Annotated in this window: 17 protein-coding genes; 3 read left to right on the plus strand and 14 right to left on the minus strand. The window is 62.4% G+C overall.

The window, feature by feature from the left end:
- Positions 1–59 precede the first annotated feature (59 nt).
- The 13 genes from DFR49_RS05335 to DFR49_RS05400 form a co-directional block, all read right to left on the minus strand.
- On the minus strand, positions 60–1,259 hold the full coding sequence (locus DFR49_RS05335) for a hypothetical protein (RefSeq protein WP_245968250.1): 1,200 nt from the start codon (positions 1,257–1,259) through the stop codon (positions 60–62).
- Between the two features lie 60 nt (positions 1,260–1,319).
- A complete protein-coding gene (locus DFR49_RS05340) occupies positions 1,320–1,799 on the minus strand; it encodes a hypothetical protein (RefSeq protein WP_013846905.1) in 480 nt (159 codons plus the stop codon).
- A gap of 60 nt (positions 1,800–1,859) precedes the next feature.
- Positions 1,860–2,144, minus strand: a complete 285-nt coding sequence (locus DFR49_RS05345) for a hypothetical protein (protein ID WP_013846906.1) — start codon at positions 2,142–2,144, stop codon at positions 1,860–1,862.
- Positions 2,141–2,416: a hypothetical protein gene (locus DFR49_RS05350; protein ID WP_013846907.1), complete on the minus strand. Its 276-nt coding sequence runs from the start codon at positions 2,414–2,416 to the stop codon at positions 2,141–2,143. The genes DFR49_RS05345 and DFR49_RS05350 overlap by 4 nt, the downstream gene beginning before the upstream one ends.
- A 112-nt stretch (positions 2,417–2,528) precedes the next feature.
- Positions 2,529–3,287 carry a PRTRC system ThiF family protein gene (locus DFR49_RS05355; protein ID WP_013846908.1) on the minus strand — a complete coding sequence of 253 codons (759 nt, stop codon included), beginning with the start codon at positions 3,285–3,287 and terminating at the stop codon, positions 2,529–2,531.
- Positions 3,277–3,936 carry a PRTRC system protein A gene (locus DFR49_RS05360; RefSeq protein WP_013846909.1) on the minus strand — a complete coding sequence of 220 codons (660 nt, stop codon included), beginning with the start codon at positions 3,934–3,936 and terminating at the stop codon, positions 3,277–3,279. The genes DFR49_RS05355 and DFR49_RS05360 overlap by 11 nt, the downstream gene beginning before the upstream one ends.
- On the minus strand, positions 3,933–4,763 hold the full coding sequence (locus DFR49_RS05365) for a PRTRC system protein B (RefSeq protein ID WP_013846910.1): 831 nt from the start codon (positions 4,761–4,763) through the stop codon (positions 3,933–3,935). The genes DFR49_RS05360 and DFR49_RS05365 overlap by 4 nt, the downstream gene beginning before the upstream one ends.
- An 8-nt stretch (positions 4,764–4,771) precedes the next feature.
- The gene (locus DFR49_RS05370; RefSeq protein ID WP_013846911.1) at positions 4,772–5,863 is read right to left on the minus strand and encodes a hypothetical protein; all 1,092 of its coding nucleotides are present in this window, start codon (positions 5,861–5,863) and stop codon (positions 4,772–4,774) included.
- 75 nt (positions 5,864–5,938) lie between these two features.
- Positions 5,939–6,145, minus strand: a complete 207-nt coding sequence (locus tag DFR49_RS05380; protein ID WP_013846912.1) for a PRTRC system protein C — start codon at positions 6,143–6,145, stop codon at positions 5,939–5,941.
- Positions 6,146–6,194: 49 nt separating this feature from the next.
- On the minus strand, positions 6,195–6,632 hold the full coding sequence (locus DFR49_RS05385) for a PRTRC system protein E (protein WP_013846913.1): 438 nt from the start codon (positions 6,630–6,632) through the stop codon (positions 6,195–6,197).
- 37 nt (positions 6,633–6,669) lie between these two features.
- Positions 6,670–8,307 (minus strand): PRTRC system ParB family protein, encoded by a 1,638-nt coding sequence (locus tag DFR49_RS05390; RefSeq protein ID WP_013846914.1) that lies wholly within the window; start codon positions 8,305–8,307, stop codon positions 6,670–6,672.
- 36 nt (positions 8,308–8,343) lie between these two features.
- Entirely contained in the window at positions 8,344–9,330 is a 987-nt protein-coding gene (locus DFR49_RS05395) for a DUF7146 domain-containing protein (protein WP_013846915.1), read from the minus strand.
- Between the two features lie 184 nt (positions 9,331–9,514).
- Positions 9,515–9,862, minus strand: coding sequence for a helix-turn-helix domain-containing protein (locus DFR49_RS05400; RefSeq protein ID WP_030540648.1), 348 nt, complete (start codon positions 9,860–9,862; stop codon positions 9,515–9,517).
- A gap of 34 nt (positions 9,863–9,896) precedes the next feature.
- On the opposite strand from DFR49_RS05400, the gene DFR49_RS21660 reads away from it, so the two are divergent.
- Both DFR49_RS21660 and DFR49_RS05405 read left to right on the plus strand, forming a co-directional pair.
- Positions 9,897–10,343, plus strand: coding sequence for a hypothetical protein (locus DFR49_RS21660; protein WP_126516758.1), 447 nt, complete (start codon positions 9,897–9,899; stop codon positions 10,341–10,343).
- A gap of 69 nt (positions 10,344–10,412) precedes the next feature.
- Positions 10,413–10,751: a hypothetical protein gene (locus tag DFR49_RS05405; protein WP_013846917.1), complete on the plus strand. Its 339-nt coding sequence runs from the start codon at positions 10,413–10,415 to the stop codon at positions 10,749–10,751.
- A 167-nt stretch (positions 10,752–10,918) separates the two neighbouring features.
- Here DFR49_RS05405 and DFR49_RS05410 read toward each other — a convergent pair whose 3' ends face one another.
- Entirely contained in the window at positions 10,919–12,322 is a 1,404-nt protein-coding gene (locus DFR49_RS05410) for a tyrosine-type recombinase/integrase (RefSeq protein WP_013846918.1), read from the minus strand.
- 429 nt (positions 12,323–12,751) lie between these two features.
- Between DFR49_RS05410 and DFR49_RS05415 the strand changes: the two genes are divergently transcribed.
- A complete protein-coding gene (locus DFR49_RS05415) occupies positions 12,752–14,320 on the plus strand; it encodes a type I restriction-modification system subunit M (protein WP_245968251.1) in 1,569 nt (522 codons plus the stop codon).
- Positions 14,321–14,617 lie beyond the last annotated feature (297 nt).

Here is a 14,617-nt window from a genome sequence, read left to right on the forward strand (position 1 = left end):
TGGTCGGGGATCAGGGCGTGATGGGAAGCCCCGGGTCGGGCGTCGTTTCAGGCGTCAGGTCAGCCGAGACGAAGCGACGCGGCATATTGGCGCAGCAGATCGGCTATCGCGGTCCGGGCATGCGCCTTGTTGCCGATCACGATCTCGGGCTGGAGTTCGCGGCCGAGCGGCGTGCGGTATCCGAGCGCCAACCTGCCGCTCATGTCCTCGACGATGATCCGGTGGCCGCGGGGCCGCGCCGGACCGGCATAGCGCGCGGTGAAATCCCCGAGGCGGCCCGACAGCCCGGCGGCCATCTTGCTCCAGCGGATATGGCCACCGGCAAATTGATCGCCGGGCGCTCGGCCTCGTGCGAGCCAGAGGCGGAACTGGGCTCGCTGTTGCAGCGCCGAATTGCGCGTGCGCTCCATTGTTCGGGTGAGCGGGAGGATATCGGCGTCCGCATCGAGCCGTTCGAGTTCAGTGGGGTCCACGACGACGAGAATATCGGAATAGTCGCCTTGGCGCAGAGTCTGGCGCGTCACCGTCGCGTCGGCAGGCGTAGGCCCGGACGAGAGCGAAAAGGGGCGGAGCCCGGTTTCGGCGCTAACGGCATAAAGCGCGATAGCTTCGTGTCCGGGTCGTTCGCGTAGCATGGCCAGGATGCCGATTGTGCCCGTCGCGAGTTCAGTCGCGCCGAGCAGAAGGACGCGGCGATGCCAGGATGCCGGTGCCGGGACGTCGGTGGGGTGCGACCACTCGCTGGGGAGCGGCCGTCCCGGCTGCGCATTCTCGGTGCGATTGGGCTCGGAGGGTGTGGCAGCGAAAGCTCGACGGGCGACGTCGAAAATGTCGTCTGGTTGGCCGCCGCCATCCAGAAATCCGTGGCGGTAGGCAGGTCGTCGGACATCGGGATCCCCCGGTCGTGGCGGCGACGGCGGCCTGGATTCCCATCCCGCCCGGGCAGCGTAGAGTCCGTCGGCGTAGGCGACGGCAGCATCCCAGCCATAGCCATGGACGTCACGGCCGTGGAGGATCGCGGGGTTTCGGCTGTCGGTGCTGCCCTGGGCGATCTGGCGCTCGATGCAGGCAAAGTTCGCGGCCACGCGCTGGCGCTCGGTTTCCTGGGCGATCGCTTCGTTGAGGGGACGAAGCGCCTGAACCCGCTCGCGGGAACGCGCCATGCGGGCGTCGAGGGGCGCATCGTTCGGCAGGTCGGGGAAACGGCGCCAGGCATCGGCCAACGCATGGGCGTGATGAGCCGGACGGCCGCGCGCCATCCAGCATCCCGCATCGGCGGGATCGAAACTGTCGGTCATGACGATCTCCGGCCTGGAATGTCAGCGGCTGGCGAGAAGCAGGTCGAGCGCGCGCGCGAACACCGCGTCGCCGGCGTCGTTGACGATGACCGCGGCGGGATTGGTGGCGCACACGGCGCGGGCGACGATCGCGAGCGGCCGCTTGCGCAGCGGATATTGCAGGATTTGATCGTTTTCGATCGTGACGATGTTGGTGCGTAAAAGGCGCTTTAGGCGCCGGGACTCGAGTTCGCGCGCGAGAAGGTCGGCTACCTCGATCTCGAGATCATGGTCGCAGCCGAGATTTTCATCCAGGGTGCGCACCGGCCGGTTGGCCTTGAGCCAGGCATCGACCTCGGCCACGGTCCACCGGCCAACCTGGTGATAGAAGTCCGCTCCGCCCGTTCCCTGGTTTCGGGCATGAAAGGCGAGTTCGCCTTCGATCCAGACTTCCGCCGAGAAAGCCGCGGTTTCCTGCGATAGCGCGGCGCTGTAGGAGATACGCCGTAGTTCGATTTGCATGGGGATTCTCCAGACTGCTCCATCATGCGGAGCACCCTCCCCTGTTCCCTCTCCCCCTTTCTAGGCGCAGCCCGGACTGTCGCCCGCGCCGCAAGGCCGGTATTCGGCATCGTAAGAGCAGCTGTTCTCGAATTCGGGATCGTCGGTTTCATCGACCAGATAGCCGGTGACCTCTTCAGCCGGCTCCGCCTCCAGCACACCAGCGGCGTTCGGAAGGAGACGAACGGGGAATATCCCGCGTCCGACGATCGCGTCAGCCTGCCGCATGGCGTCCGCATGATCATCGGCGGTCACCGCGACCTTGACTCTGATCGTCGTATAGACATGGACATGAAACCCTCTCATGCCGGGAGCTCCGACCAGCCACCGGCGTCGCTGATCCAAACCATTCCGAGCGCCCGGAGCGGCATTTCCATGCAATCACTGGTCTCAGCGAGGGGATCGCGCACGAACACGCTGCCGCGGTCGTTGGCACGCTGCGGGGCGCGTCCGCCGAGCACCATCAAATCGTTGGCCCCACCCGGCATGGGGACGATATCCCCCGGCCTGACCTTGGCGGCCAGCACCCGGCCAATGGTATAATGAAGGGTCCAGCCCCTCTGGGAAAGTGACGCCATGTTTGGTCTCCTTGTGTGAATTTGCGAAGGCGCGATTCTCCCGCCGCTCCGCCGGACTGGCGTGCGGTTCCGGCCGGTGCAGGCCGACTGACACGGGGTGATGCGGGTAGGTTCAGTCGCCGCGCGGCAACGGGATCGGGACGGCCTGACCGCTGGCGAGGTTGAGGAATGCGCCGGCGTGACCGATGGAGCCGCGTCCGAGAAGGTCGAACAACAACGCCAGGGCATGGCTCGCAACGACGCGGTTGACGAACAGCGACTGGCGTTCAAGCGCTTCGGCGACCGAGCAGGAAGGGGCATCGTCGTCGGGCAGGTTTTCGTCGGCGAGTTCGGGGAAATATTCGAGCACGGTCGGCAGGCGATGGCGGTGCTTGTTGGAACGGTGCTCCGGGGAGCCTATGAGGTATTGCCCGTCGCTCGCGCGATTGCCGAGATCCATCCAATAGGCGGGAACGGTCCCGCATTCGGCGAGCGCGGCACCGATCGCGCGGCGGGCCGATGCCGTGTCGACACAGGTGATGACGATGTCGGCGCCATCCATACTAATGGCTTCAGGGGCGCGGCCGTGCACTGCCTGCCAGGCCAGGCCGTGTGCGAGGTTGATCCGTTCGGTGAGCGTGCGGGCCTTGGAACTGCCGACGTCGCCCCGGTAATATGGCTGCCTGCCGAGATTGGCTTCGGTCACGATGTCGTCGTCAATCACGGCGACATGCAGCGATCGCGAGGAGATCGCGCGCAGCGCGGTGTCGAGCGAGGCGAGTCCCATCAGCATCTGCCCGCCGTTTCCGCCGCAACCGACCAGCAGGATGTTGATCGTGCGATTATCGAACCCGGCGGGCAGATAATGACGATCCGTGAGGTCAGTCGGCATGACGGTCTCCTGAAAACGGGCTCCGTGGTAACGGCAGGAACATGCCGTCGGCGCAAAGGCGCGCGAGCATCACCGGGCCGCCGGGGTCACCGAGCCAGCCGACGACGATCGCGATCTTCGTCGCATGGGCGTCATCGGCATCGTCGGTGGTGCTGAAGAAGGCGGGACCGACCCCGTGGCTGTGAAAATCGCAGAGGACATGCCAATCGGGCTGCGGGACCGGCGTGCGGTAGACGAGGCGCGAGGGCGTGGCTTCGTCGATGACCGGAAACTCCACTGCGAATTCCCGGGTCGCTTCGTTCCAGAGAACAAACGCCGCGGCTTCATTGGGCAAGGCTGCGCGAAAATGATCGAGAATATGATCGAGATGCTCGCGTGGAATGAGCCCGCAGCGCAGTTCGGCGCGGCAGGCGCCCGTGCTGCCATAGGGCACGTGGAGGGAAAGCGGCGTCGTGATCGGGAAATCGAGTTCCAGCCAGGGCCGGCGCAGGACGAGCATGACGCCGTCTATCCCGATCGCAAGGCCGCGCCCGGCGCGGGCAGCGCGCAGCGCGTCGAGGGCCGGCGATCGCCCCTGCGGCGGAACCGGATAACAGGGCACGGCGGCAAGGACCGCGGCCGCAGTGGGATCGTCAGCAAGCACGGTCATTGGTTCGCCCCTCTCGCAATGAGCTTTCCGAGAGTCATCGGATCGGTCCGGGTTGCTCGCCGGGAGGCCTGTCGTGTCCGACCGGGATCGAATGGCCTGAGACGCCTGACCGGAAAGCGCTTCGCCTTGCGCGCGGCGAGGTCGTCCCAGAGCCGAACCAGACCACCTTTGCCGGTGATGGTCAGTTCCTGTCCGGGATTGGGGTGGGTGGACCAGCTATCGAACACCCCGCGCTCGAATTCCGGGATGGAGGCTGTCGTCAGCGTTTTTGGCTTCGGAATGTTGCCCCAGCAAAGTTGCCCGTCGAGATAGACATTGAGCACCGGCGAGTGCAGCACCGGGGTATCGATGCCGGGGCGTTCGTTTGCCGGCAAGGCGTAAACGCCGAACCCCGATCGGGTCGCGATGAACAGATGCGGCGGATACGGGACCGGCATAGTGGTTCGCGCGGCGAGCACCTGCAGGCCGGCGGGCGGATCCGTGAGAGCGAAATAGGCCGGGCGAACCTGGGTCGGGATCCACCATGCGAGCATGTCGGGATGAGCGACCAGCACATTGTCAGGCAGGAATTCGGGAAGAGCGGTCCGGCCCAGGGCCTCGGTCCATTGACGCAGATGCGCGCGCGACAGCGATGTGCCCGCGCCGATGATCGGCTTTCCCTCATCGTCATGCTCGATCGCATGGATGCTGGCGAATGCGGCGGCGCCCGCGCGAGCGGTGGCATAGGGACTGGCGTTGCGGATCGGCTGGCTGCGGTAAAGGAGAATGGCGTTGGTCAGCGCGAGGCCGCCGGCGGTCGCTTCGAACTGGGTGCGGTGGTCGGACATAAGGAACCTCAAAGGTTGGCTGGATCGAGCTGGATCAGGTCCTGCGCGGCGAGCAGGAACCGCGCGCCGACACGCAAGGACGCGAACCAGTCGTCGATCGGGACTGAATCTGGCAAAGGGCAGAAGCCGGCGATGTCCATGAAGCCGTATTCCATCCCGTGGCGTCCGACGTCATCGACCTCGCGTGCGAACTGCTCGACCGGAACGAGCGTCAGCGGGGGCAATGTCGAGCATTCCTCGATGCCGGGGAGATACTCTTGGGCAATCTCGATATCGAATTGCCAGGCGCTGCGCTCCGGTCGGAGTTTCCCGAGAGCGGCGTACGCCTTGCGGAGTTCCTCCAGTTTCCGGTGTAAGCCGTTCGGAAGTTCCGCCGATGCCCCCGCGTTTGCCGCGATCATCCAATCGGGTCGGCGAGACTCCATGTTGGATGGCAGAGTGAGTTCCTCGATATCGTCAGGATCCATGCCCTGATATTCGACGATCCACTGCCGCGCGGTTTCATCATCGGTCGCGCCGTCCCAATAGTACATAGAGATTTCATCGAAGAGGTCCTGGTAGCCGAAGATCGGAAGGGCGCGGCCCAGCATATCGTCGAGGGCCTTGTAGGCTGCGGCGCGCCAGGGAATGGGCGCATCGCTGTCTTCGATCCATCCGAGGTCGAGTTGCCCCATGCTGTCGCAGATCACCGCGATAGCCGGCGGATAACCTTCGTTCCCGTGAAGAACCGCGACCCTGAAGTCCGCGAATTCGACGGAGCCCAGAATGTCGAGCACCGCCTTGTCGAACAGTCGTTCGATGCGCTGGCGCGCCTGGTCGCGAGTATAGCGTTTAGCCGTCGTTTCCCGAGACGTGGCCCAGCGGCCTATCAGCTTGTGATGGGACGCCAGTGGAGCATCGAAGAGGGCGGGAATGTCGCCGGACAGTGCAACGGCCCGCCCCGCGAGGTCAGCCGAGGGGTGGAAGGCGCAGGCCCGGTGGCGGCGGGAGCGGCCTGGGAGCCTTGCTCCCGCCGTCCCCGGACGCGAGAAGGATGCACGCGTGGAGCGCCTGGGTTTGCTCGCTGCAGATTGGCTGGGTGAATTCGGATGTGTCGCCATTGCCGGGCTCGATCCATTCGATGAGCGTTTTACGAACTGCGGACGGGATCGCCGCGCTGCTGCCGCGCGCCACGGTCAGCCCTTGGTGCCGACGGCGCGCCGGTATTCGGTGACGTGAGCGCCGCCCGACACGCCGGCGTCGACCATCTCGGCGTTGAGAACCGCGGGGTAGAGCGTGGCATGGTAGGCACGCAGACCGTCGGGATCGTTGGCGAGATGCGGCGGAACCGGAAGGTCGATGCCGTCATAGCGGTACGCGCGGGTGAGATGGTTGATCTGCATGAGGTAAAACTCCCGGCTTGGGTCGTGGCGAGATTTGAGCGGAGTCCGGTCAGAACAAGGTGGCGGGTTGGTCCGGTTTGGCGTCGACCGGCGGGGTGACCGCGTGCTGGAGCTTCGGAGGACTCACAGGCACCGTCGTCTTTGCTGTCGCGGCCTTCGTGGCGGCCTTGGCCTTCGCGGCCTCCGCTGCGGCGATCCTTGCGTCCTCGGCCGCCTGGCGCTGATCGGCGATCTGGTCGGCAAGGGTCTTGCGCGTAGCGATGAGCTGGCCGAGTGCGCCGTCCGATCCACGGCCAAGTTCCGCATCGATCTCCACGGCGGTTGCGGTGATCGAGATCGGGCGGGTCTCGCCGGATTCGAGACCGTGCTTCGCGCCTTCCGCCTTGCGGGGAATGACGGTCAGCGTGACGGTATCGTCGGGGCCGGCGACAAGATCGAAACCGAGCGAATAGTTGGCGAGAAGCGGCAGCAGGTTGGCAATCAACATGGGCGTTGGTCCTTGTCTGGAAGGGTGAGGGTGTCGGTCAGGCGGCGATTTGCGAGATGGGAGCGTCGGCCGGCTGGGCAGCACGATCCGGGGGCGGTCCATAGGCGCCATCGAGCGTCATGCAGCCCGGCAGACGTCCCGCCCAATCGAACCCGATGCGATTGAGCATGCTGGTGACAAGCTCGGTCTTTTTCGATGCGAGCAGCTTGGCGAACCGTTTCTCGCCGACATGCGCGATCAGGCCGCATTCCTGGGCGATGAACTTGAGCTCTTCCTTTGTGTAGCGCTCGAGAAAGGTCTGATCGACCTGCCACGTCTCGCGCAAGTCGACCTCGAACACTCTCGCAAGGTCCGCGACATGATCGAAGCTGAGCACATCCTTGGCGTAAGCGCCGCCGATGACGGCCAGCACATTGGCGGCCCGCGCATCGGCAAGCGCCCGGATTTCCGCGATCTTGCCCTTGAAGTCGAGGTCCGGGAACGAGGCGCCGACGAGGATGCCAGCGCGGGACGTCAGCGTGTCGGGCTTGATCTGCGAAAGCGTGCCCGACATCGCCGCCACAAGGATCGTGGTCCGGGCGTGGACAGCATTGCCCGCGAGCGCACGGGCAAGCGCGGTTCGCCATGTCGCCTCGCGAAGCTCGGCGGTTCGGGTCGCGATCGACCTGGCCGTGACGGTCGGCTTATGCGCCGTCGACGCGGCCGGCACGGTCTCGGCAGTGCGTGGCGGGGGAGGCTCGCGGTTTTCGACAGCACTGGATGATATGGCGCCGCGTTCCGGCTGCGGCTGGAGATCCATCGATGGCGCGGGTTCGACGGTGACATCGTCCTGCGCATCAGCGTCGGCATCATCGGCAGCAGGAGGCATCGCTCTCCTGGCCGCCTTCGCGGCGCGCTCCTCTTCCTCGAAACGGATCACCTCGGCGGCTTCGGTCTTGAGCTTGAAGCATCCCGGATTGGTGCAATGGCCATCATCGACATGGGTTTCGAAAAGGACTTGCTGCGCCGCCGAGTTGAACGGACAGGTGGCGCACTCGGTCTTGTCGAAACAGGCGCTCGCGAGGCTATGCGTGATGCGCATCAGTTCCTTGCGCGTATCGTTCACGTCAAGATTCAGGCGCAGGATCGTGTCGAGGGCCGTGTCCTGCTTGTCCTTGGGGATGACGGCGAGCAGTTCGGCGTGACCAACCTTGATCCGGCGCTCATCGAGGGCGGTCTTAGCGGCGTCGGTGAGTTCAGCGAGCGCCAGGCGGCGATCAAGCTTGGCGCGGGACCAGGCCAGTCGCCGTGCGGCCTCGGCGCGGTCGCCGTTGCATGCCGCGAGGTAGCGGACGGCGGCATCGGCCTGCTCGGTCTCCGACGGATCGTCACGGTCGTCATTCTCGGCGATCGCGGCATCGAGCGCTTCCTGGTCCGTCATCACGCGGATGATGACCGGCACTTCGCCGTCGAGCCCATAGACTTCCAGCCCTGCCCTGTACCGACGCTCGCCGGCGACGATGGCATAGACGTCGTCCTTCGGCCGGAGCAATATGGGCTGGAGTATGCCGCGCTGCCGGATGGAAGCCACCATCTCCTCGTGCTTCTTCCGGTCGAAATACCGGCGGGGATTGTCGCCCTTCACGATACTGGCGAGCGGCAGCGTGGAGGGATAGCTCGGTTGTAGCGAGGTCAAGGCTCGTCTCCTGTGTGGATTGTAGCAGGCTCGCGTTCAGGGTTGGCTGGACGCCCATGCCGCTGCGCGTGTCGGAATGTGCGGGACGCGGCCGATCATCAGCCTGCATTCCGCAACCATCTCCCTCCCCCTCCCCCTTCCCCTCGCCCGGTAGAGGTCGTTCCAGTCATTGAAGCCCGGCGGTGGAGGCAGCGGCTCGATCGACCGGCCGTCTCGCGCATGCGCCTGTTTCGCCCGTGCCGCGCCGCGCCGACCGGAAAGGTCGTTGTCGTGAAGGAGGAAGAGGCGTTCAACCCGCTCAGGCACAGTGACCAGGGGGAAGCGGTCAGCACCAAGCGCGGCCCAGACGGGGATGCCGAGCAGCAAATGAGCGGACCAGGCGGTCTCCCAGCCCTCGGCCAGCCCCAGCACATCGGTGGCGGCCCCGAAACGGACGGTGCCACCGTGCGGGCGACCCAGCATCAGTTTGGGCGGATCGAGATCAGTGGCCGGCAATCCGGTCCGGGGGTCGAGGAACAGCCGTTCGAGTGCTATGACGCCGGTGTCGGCTTCAACGGCGGCGAGCAGCGCCGGACGGAAACGGACGTCGGCGCCCCGGCCGAGCGGCACATGATCATGGTAGCGCAGCGCCGGATGCGGCTCGTTGAAACCACGCGTCGCCATATAGACGCCCGCCGGCGTATCGGTAACGGCACGCGCTTCCTTCCAGAGCGAACGGATCCGGCCGGCCAACCGTCGCTCGCTGCCATCCGCGCGTGCGAATTCCGCTTCAGCGTCGGCCGTCGGGATAGGCCGCCTGTCGCTGCGCAGCGCGCGGATGACATCAATCGTGGAACAGCCGGCAAAGCACTTGAACAATATGCTATGCTCGCCGACCCGGACCGACAGGCTGGGGCGATGGTCGTCGTGCGCAGGGCAACGGCACATCGCGCCCGATGGCTTCCATGTTCCACCGAGTGATTTGACGATATTGGCGGCAGCGGCATGCAGGCGCGGATCGGCGCTCGTGCGCGACAGGGCCATGGGAGGAACTCCAGCATAGGGAAAACTCCCTCGCCCCACTCCTCCTTCTCTTCAGGCCGCGGCCGACGCCCGCTGTCAGTATGATCGCAGGTCGTATCAACGGGTAGCGCGTGCCCGTTTCACCGGCATAGCACTGAACGCTACGTCGGCCTATTGATCGACTACCGATATCGGCTCCGAGCTTCTAACGCCGAAACTGGCGGACACCGTCAATCGCGATGCAGAACGGGACTTCCTGCCGGGCCCCGTCTGGAGCGTCTCCGCATTTGCGGGCGCAGTCGTGACAGGTTTGCGCATATCCGGACAGCAAGGTCTGGAAGCAGGCATCCATCTTATCCCGCCCAGTCGCCGTCAGCCGAACATATATGCGGCGTTTGTCGAAGGGATCAGGGAAGCGCTCGACGATGCGTTGCGCCTCCATCTCGGCAAGGCATCGCCGACCGGTCATCTCCGACGCTTTCGACGCGAGGCAGAAGCTGGTGAGAGAAGTCTTCAATCCCTGGCTGTCGCGCCAGTAAAGATCGAGCAGCATTTCGCATCCTGGATCGGAGCATAAAGAGCCGAACATGGTGGCCGACTCCGCTCTTGCGCTGATGATCGACCTGCAAAGAGGTGCAAAAACAGCCGGACGGCCTGTGTCGTCCAGCATGGGTTCAATTCGGGCTTCCTGTCGCATGGGCATTCGCTCTCCATCCCATTCGGGTGCATCGGGCGAACCGTGCCGATGCCCCAACGTCTGGTTGCCCCCCGGCTATTCTGAACAAAATAGTCCAATGAGCATGATGCTCGAATTCATCCGTCCGGCAAGGTGCCTTTCGGAGGGGAATTTCGGTGCCGAATTGGTTAACATAAACGAATATTCCTACGTCCTCTGCCCCTTTAACGATGCAGGAGAACATCTCGCGCTACACCGCAAAACCATGGCAATACCCGTCCGGCAGCCGCGTCGCCTTCTCTATGGCGGGATGCCCAATCGTATGCGGCTGGTTTTCTTGGCAAAGCATCGCAACTGATGCCTTGCCCGCCTGCGTCGCCCATGCGACCATGTCGTTATGCCTTAAGCAATAGAGCCGGACTGATCCATGCACGACGAGGAGATGCAGCTTACACCGGAAATGCGTCAGACGATGGCTGAGCCCGATCCCACCGTTCTGGCCATAGAAAAGCTCATCCATGCCGCCAAAGGAGATGATAGAAAGATCGAAAAAATCGTGCGTGGATATTTGCGCAATGCGATTTTCGTTTTCCAAAGCCACATGGTGAAACGTGCGCTGCGTGATCTCGATCTCAAACAAGATGAGTTGAGCGATGAACTGCTGGCGCAGATCGCTGCCGATGCAGGCGGCTATATGGGCAAGTTTCGGGATTGGCTTCTCATCGAGCTGAACCGCGCCAACGGAAAGCCAAAGTCGACAAACTAGCGCGCGGTCCTGTGCCCGACGGACGAGAAGCGTGAGCCCGCCCAGCAGCATTTCCGTGGCACATTTAGGGAAACGAAGGGTAATCAGGGGCAATTGGCATACCGCAAATCAAGGGCTTGCTTCCCCTGCTTTACCCCGAAGGCCCAGTTCCACATCCGTAGGTAAAGCTAGTTTATAGCAGTTCTTTCTGCTTCTGCCTTTTGCTCCATTTGACTGTTCGATCGAGACCGGCTGCGAGCCTTCATCGGAACGACGTTGTCCTTCGGATTGAGTATCCGCGCCACCAATGACGCAAGCTGACGAAGGGCTTCCGTCTTTTCAGCGAGGTAGTCGTGCTGATCATAGACACCTTCTACGCCTGGAATGACATGCCCAAGCACTCGCTCAGAGACATGCGGCGAGACGCCTGCTCGTATCATCAGCGTCTTTCCGGTCCGGCGCAGATCGTGCAGGACCCAGTGTGGGATAGGGTGACCGGCGATTTCCTCCATCTTGGCATCCAGTTCCGCCTTGGCGTCAGTGAAGCCGTTGATCGGACCAGCCAAGCGTCCCTGGAAAACAAATGGTCGGGTCGGCGTCGTAGGCTGCTTCTTAACGATCTGCATCGCCATGGGAGATAGCCGAACATACTCGGCATTACCCTTCTCTCGATCTTCCGTCGGGATCGTCCACAGTCCATCGGACGTAACATAGTCCCGGTGCATCAACCGCAGTTTTTCGCGCCTCTGAAGAGTCAGCAACAATAGCTGGCAGAAAACACCGAATACCTCCTGCGTCCCGCAAGCCTGCCAGAATATGCGGATTTCCTCGTCACTCAGAATACGCTTGCGTTTGCGCTCGGAAGATTTAGTTCGCTTCATTCCCCGCACAATTGGAGACACGAAATCGTCTCCCCGCGCCGCGTACCAGTTGAACATGGAGCTGAGCTGTGCGAGCACGGCATCCGCTTGAGTAGCTCCATTGTTATCCTGAATTGTATCGAGTAACTCGGTTACATCGCGGCGCGTGATTGAAGCGATCGGACGATTTCGCCACCGCTCATTGCCGGTTAGGTCTTCCAAGATATAGTGATCGAAAATCCGCTTGATCTCCTTTGCAGAACGCAGCGGAGCCAGAGGTCTACCACGGCCGTCCTTCTGACCCTCTTTCATAACATGGCGCTTGAAAAACTCGACAAAAACCGTCGCAATCGTCTCCAATACCGCCTGCGGCTCTTCATCTACCGGCTGAGCAGGTCGACTAGGGTCAATGCCATCCGCAATCGCGGCCTTCCATTCTCGGGCCTTCTGCCGCGCTTCGTCCAAGGCAAGGGCGGGCACACCCTTCTTGACAATGTAGATGCGATCCTTGGCGTCCGCAGGACAAAAATCTCCTAGCACTCTGCGACTAGGAGCTCCGCACGTCCCATCTCCTTTCGGGTATCGCGCATAGAGCCAGAATGTCACCCGACGCTTGGGATTGATCGTAACTAATAGTCCTGTTTCGGCCTCGTCGTGCCACTCGTCCCGTCCCCCTTCTGGGGCGGCCTTCAGGCCGCGAATCCAAGGATCAGAAAATTTCTTCGTTGCCATGTCAGCCTCGATTTTGCGCTACAAATTGCGCTACAAATTGGAAGGGATGCCACACACCTCCATGTTCGGGAGGATGACGCAATTTTACCATTAATACAAGGAAACATAAGGGAATTTCCTGTAACATGGTGACGCGATGTACTATGAAATTTCGCGGTGAGACGTTGAATCCAATTTCTCTTAATCAGCGGGTCCTAGGTTCGAGCCCTAGTGCGTCCACCATTTTTTCAATGACTTAGATGCAAAACGGCGACGGTGATCCGGCGCGAGGTCACATATGGGTATCAGATAGCGCTGCCCTGGCCTCAGCTTGTTTTGGCTTCCGTTAAGCCCTTCTGGTGTAGACGATCGTATGCTCTTTGGATAAGGGGCGGACCATGAGATGATAGCAGGGGGATTCGTATGGCTCGTGGACGACCTAGGAAAGTCGTGGTCGAGCCGGAGAAGTCCAATCCTCGTGCGTTTGAAGCTCCCCTGTGGGCGGCGGCTGACAAGCTGCGCGGCAACATGGACGCGGCGGAATACAAGCATGTCGCGCTGGGGTTGATCTTCCTCAAATACATCTCTGACCGCTTCAACGAGCGTAAGGCGGAAGCCGAAGCGGACCCGGAGAATGCCTTCCTTGCCGATGAGCGGGATTGGTATGCCGCCGAAAGCGTATTCTGGGTGCCGGAAAATGCGCGCTGGGAGTATCTCAAGGAAAACGCCACCAGCGTAAAGCCGACGATCGGCGAGCTGATCGACACGGCGATGCTTGCGATAGAAGCTGAAAATCCGACGCTAAAGGGGGTTCTGACCAAGAACTATGCCCGGCCAGAGCTGGACCAGACCAAGTTAGCCGAGGTGGTCAAGCTGTTCTCCGATCTGGCCTTCCGCAATAAGCATCACGGGGAGGACGTGCTTGGCCGGGTCTATGAGTATTTCCTTGGCCAGTTCGCGATTGCCGAAGGCAAGCGCGGTGGGCAGTATTACACCGCTGGTTGCGTGGTGCGGCTGCTGGTGGCGATGATCGAGCCGTTCAAGGGCCGCGTCTATGACCCTTGCTGCGGGTCAGGCGGCATGTTCGTGCAATCCGAACAATTCATTGAAGCGCACGAAGGCGGGCGCAACGACATTTCGATCTACGGGCAGGAGTCCAACCCGACCACATGGCGGCTGGCCAAGATGAACCTCGCCATCCGGGGCATCGAGGCGAACCTTGGAAGCAAGTGGGCCGACAGCTTCCACGAGGATATGCACCCCAGCATCAAAGCGGACTACGTCCTCGCCAATCCGCCGTTCAATGCCAGTGACTGGGGGCAAGATAAGCTGCAAGGTGATGCGCGCTGGCAATTCGGCACGCCGCCCGCTGGCAACGCCAACTTTGGGTGGGTCCAGCATATATATCATCATCTGGCCCCGCACGGCATCGCGGGCTTCGTGCTGGCCAACGGCTCGCTGTCCAGTCAGCAATCAGGCGAAGGCGAAATCCGCCAGCGGTTGATCGAGAAGGATGTGATCGACTGTATCGTGGCCCTTCCCGGCCAGCTTTTCTCGACCACGCAGATTCCGGTATGCCTGTGGTTCGTTGCCCGCGACAAATCGAACGGCATAGTGAAGGACAAGAAGCTGCGCGACCGGCGCGGAGAGGTTCTGTTCATCGACGCGCGCAACATGGGCACGATGAAAACGCGAACGCTGAAAGAGCTGACCTTCGAGGGTGAAGGCAACGATGTGGCGACCATCGCCGATACCTATCATGCGTGGCGGGAAAAGAACGGCCAGTACGAGGACGTGCCCGGCTTCGCCAAGTCGGTGAAGATCGAAGACATTGCCACCAAGCGTTTCGTGCTCACCCCCGGCATGTATGTGGAGCAGGCAGCGCGGGAGGAGGATGGCGAGCCTTTCGCGAACAAGATGGCGCGCCTGACCGGGACGCTGAAAAAGCAGATGGAGCGCGGCAACGTGCTCGACATGGAAATCCGCCGCCAACTGCAAAAGGTTGGTTATGGCTGGTGATTCAAGCCTCACTGACCCCGTACTTTATGGTGGCAGCTAATGGCGCCGAGCGAGCTGAAAGATATTGCGCTCATCATCATGGGGCAGTCCCCCGCCGGGAGTCTGGTATCTGACGACCCATCTTGGGGCTTACCGCTCCTCAATGGTCCAAGTGAGTTTGGGGCCTCTCATCCCGTCCCGGTGCAATGGACCCGTGAGGCACCGCGAATCGCGGAACCGGGCGATTTGCTGTTCTGTGTTAGAGGCTCGACCACGGGCCGTATGAATTGGGCAGATCAACGATATGCGGTTGGTCGT

The organism is Hephaestia caeni (genome assembly GCF_003550065.1).
In the GTDB taxonomy this organism is placed as follows: domain Bacteria; phylum Pseudomonadota; class Alphaproteobacteria; order Sphingomonadales; family Sphingomonadaceae; genus Sphingomonas; species Sphingomonas caeni_A.

Excerpts from the sequence above, each read along its gene's own strand:
- DFR49_RS05395 (WP_013846915.1), bottom strand. The coding sequence starts at position 9,330 with ATGGCCCTGTCGCGCACGAGCGCCGATCCGCGCCTGCATGCCGCTGCC.
- DFR49_RS05405 (WP_013846917.1), top strand. The coding sequence starts at position 10,413 with ATGCACGACGAGGAGATGCAGCTTACACCGGAAATGCGTCAGACGATG.
- DFR49_RS05360 (WP_013846909.1), bottom strand. The coding sequence starts at position 3,936 with ATGACCGTGCTTGCTGACGATCCCACTGCGGCCGCGGTCCTTGCCGCC.
- DFR49_RS05340 (WP_013846905.1), bottom strand. The coding sequence starts at position 1,799 with ATGCAAATCGAACTACGGCGTATCTCCTACAGCGCCGCGCTATCGCAG.
- DFR49_RS05400 (WP_030540648.1), bottom strand. The coding sequence starts at position 9,862 with ATGCTGCTCGATCTTTACTGGCGCGACAGCCAGGGATTGAAGACTTCT.
- DFR49_RS05365 (WP_013846910.1), bottom strand. The coding sequence starts at position 4,763 with ATGTCCGACCACCGCACCCAGTTCGAAGCGACCGCCGGCGGCCTCGCG.
- DFR49_RS05370 (WP_013846911.1), bottom strand. The coding sequence starts at position 5,863 with ATGGCGACACATCCGAATTCACCCAGCCAATCTGCAGCGAGCAAACCC.
- DFR49_RS05410 (WP_013846918.1), bottom strand. The coding sequence starts at position 12,322 with ATGGCAACGAAGAAATTTTCTGATCCTTGGATTCGCGGCCTGAAGGCC.
- DFR49_RS05345 (WP_013846906.1), bottom strand. The coding sequence starts at position 2,144 with ATGAGAGGGTTTCATGTCCATGTCTATACGACGATCAGAGTCAAGGTC.
- DFR49_RS05385 (WP_013846913.1), bottom strand. The coding sequence starts at position 6,632 with ATGTTGATTGCCAACCTGCTGCCGCTTCTCGCCAACTATTCGCTCGGT.
- DFR49_RS05335 (WP_245968250.1), bottom strand. The coding sequence starts at position 1,259 with ATGGCGCGCGGCCGTCCGGCTCATCACGCCCATGCGTTGGCCGATGCC.
- DFR49_RS21660 (WP_126516758.1), top strand. The coding sequence starts at position 9,897 with ATGGTGGCCGACTCCGCTCTTGCGCTGATGATCGACCTGCAAAGAGGT.
- DFR49_RS05350 (WP_013846907.1), bottom strand. The coding sequence starts at position 2,416 with ATGGCGTCACTTTCCCAGAGGGGCTGGACCCTTCATTATACCATTGGC.
- DFR49_RS05380 (WP_013846912.1), bottom strand. The coding sequence starts at position 6,145 with ATGCAGATCAACCATCTCACCCGCGCGTACCGCTATGACGGCATCGAC.
- DFR49_RS05355 (WP_013846908.1), bottom strand. The coding sequence starts at position 3,287 with ATGCCGACTGACCTCACGGATCGTCATTATCTGCCCGCCGGGTTCGAT.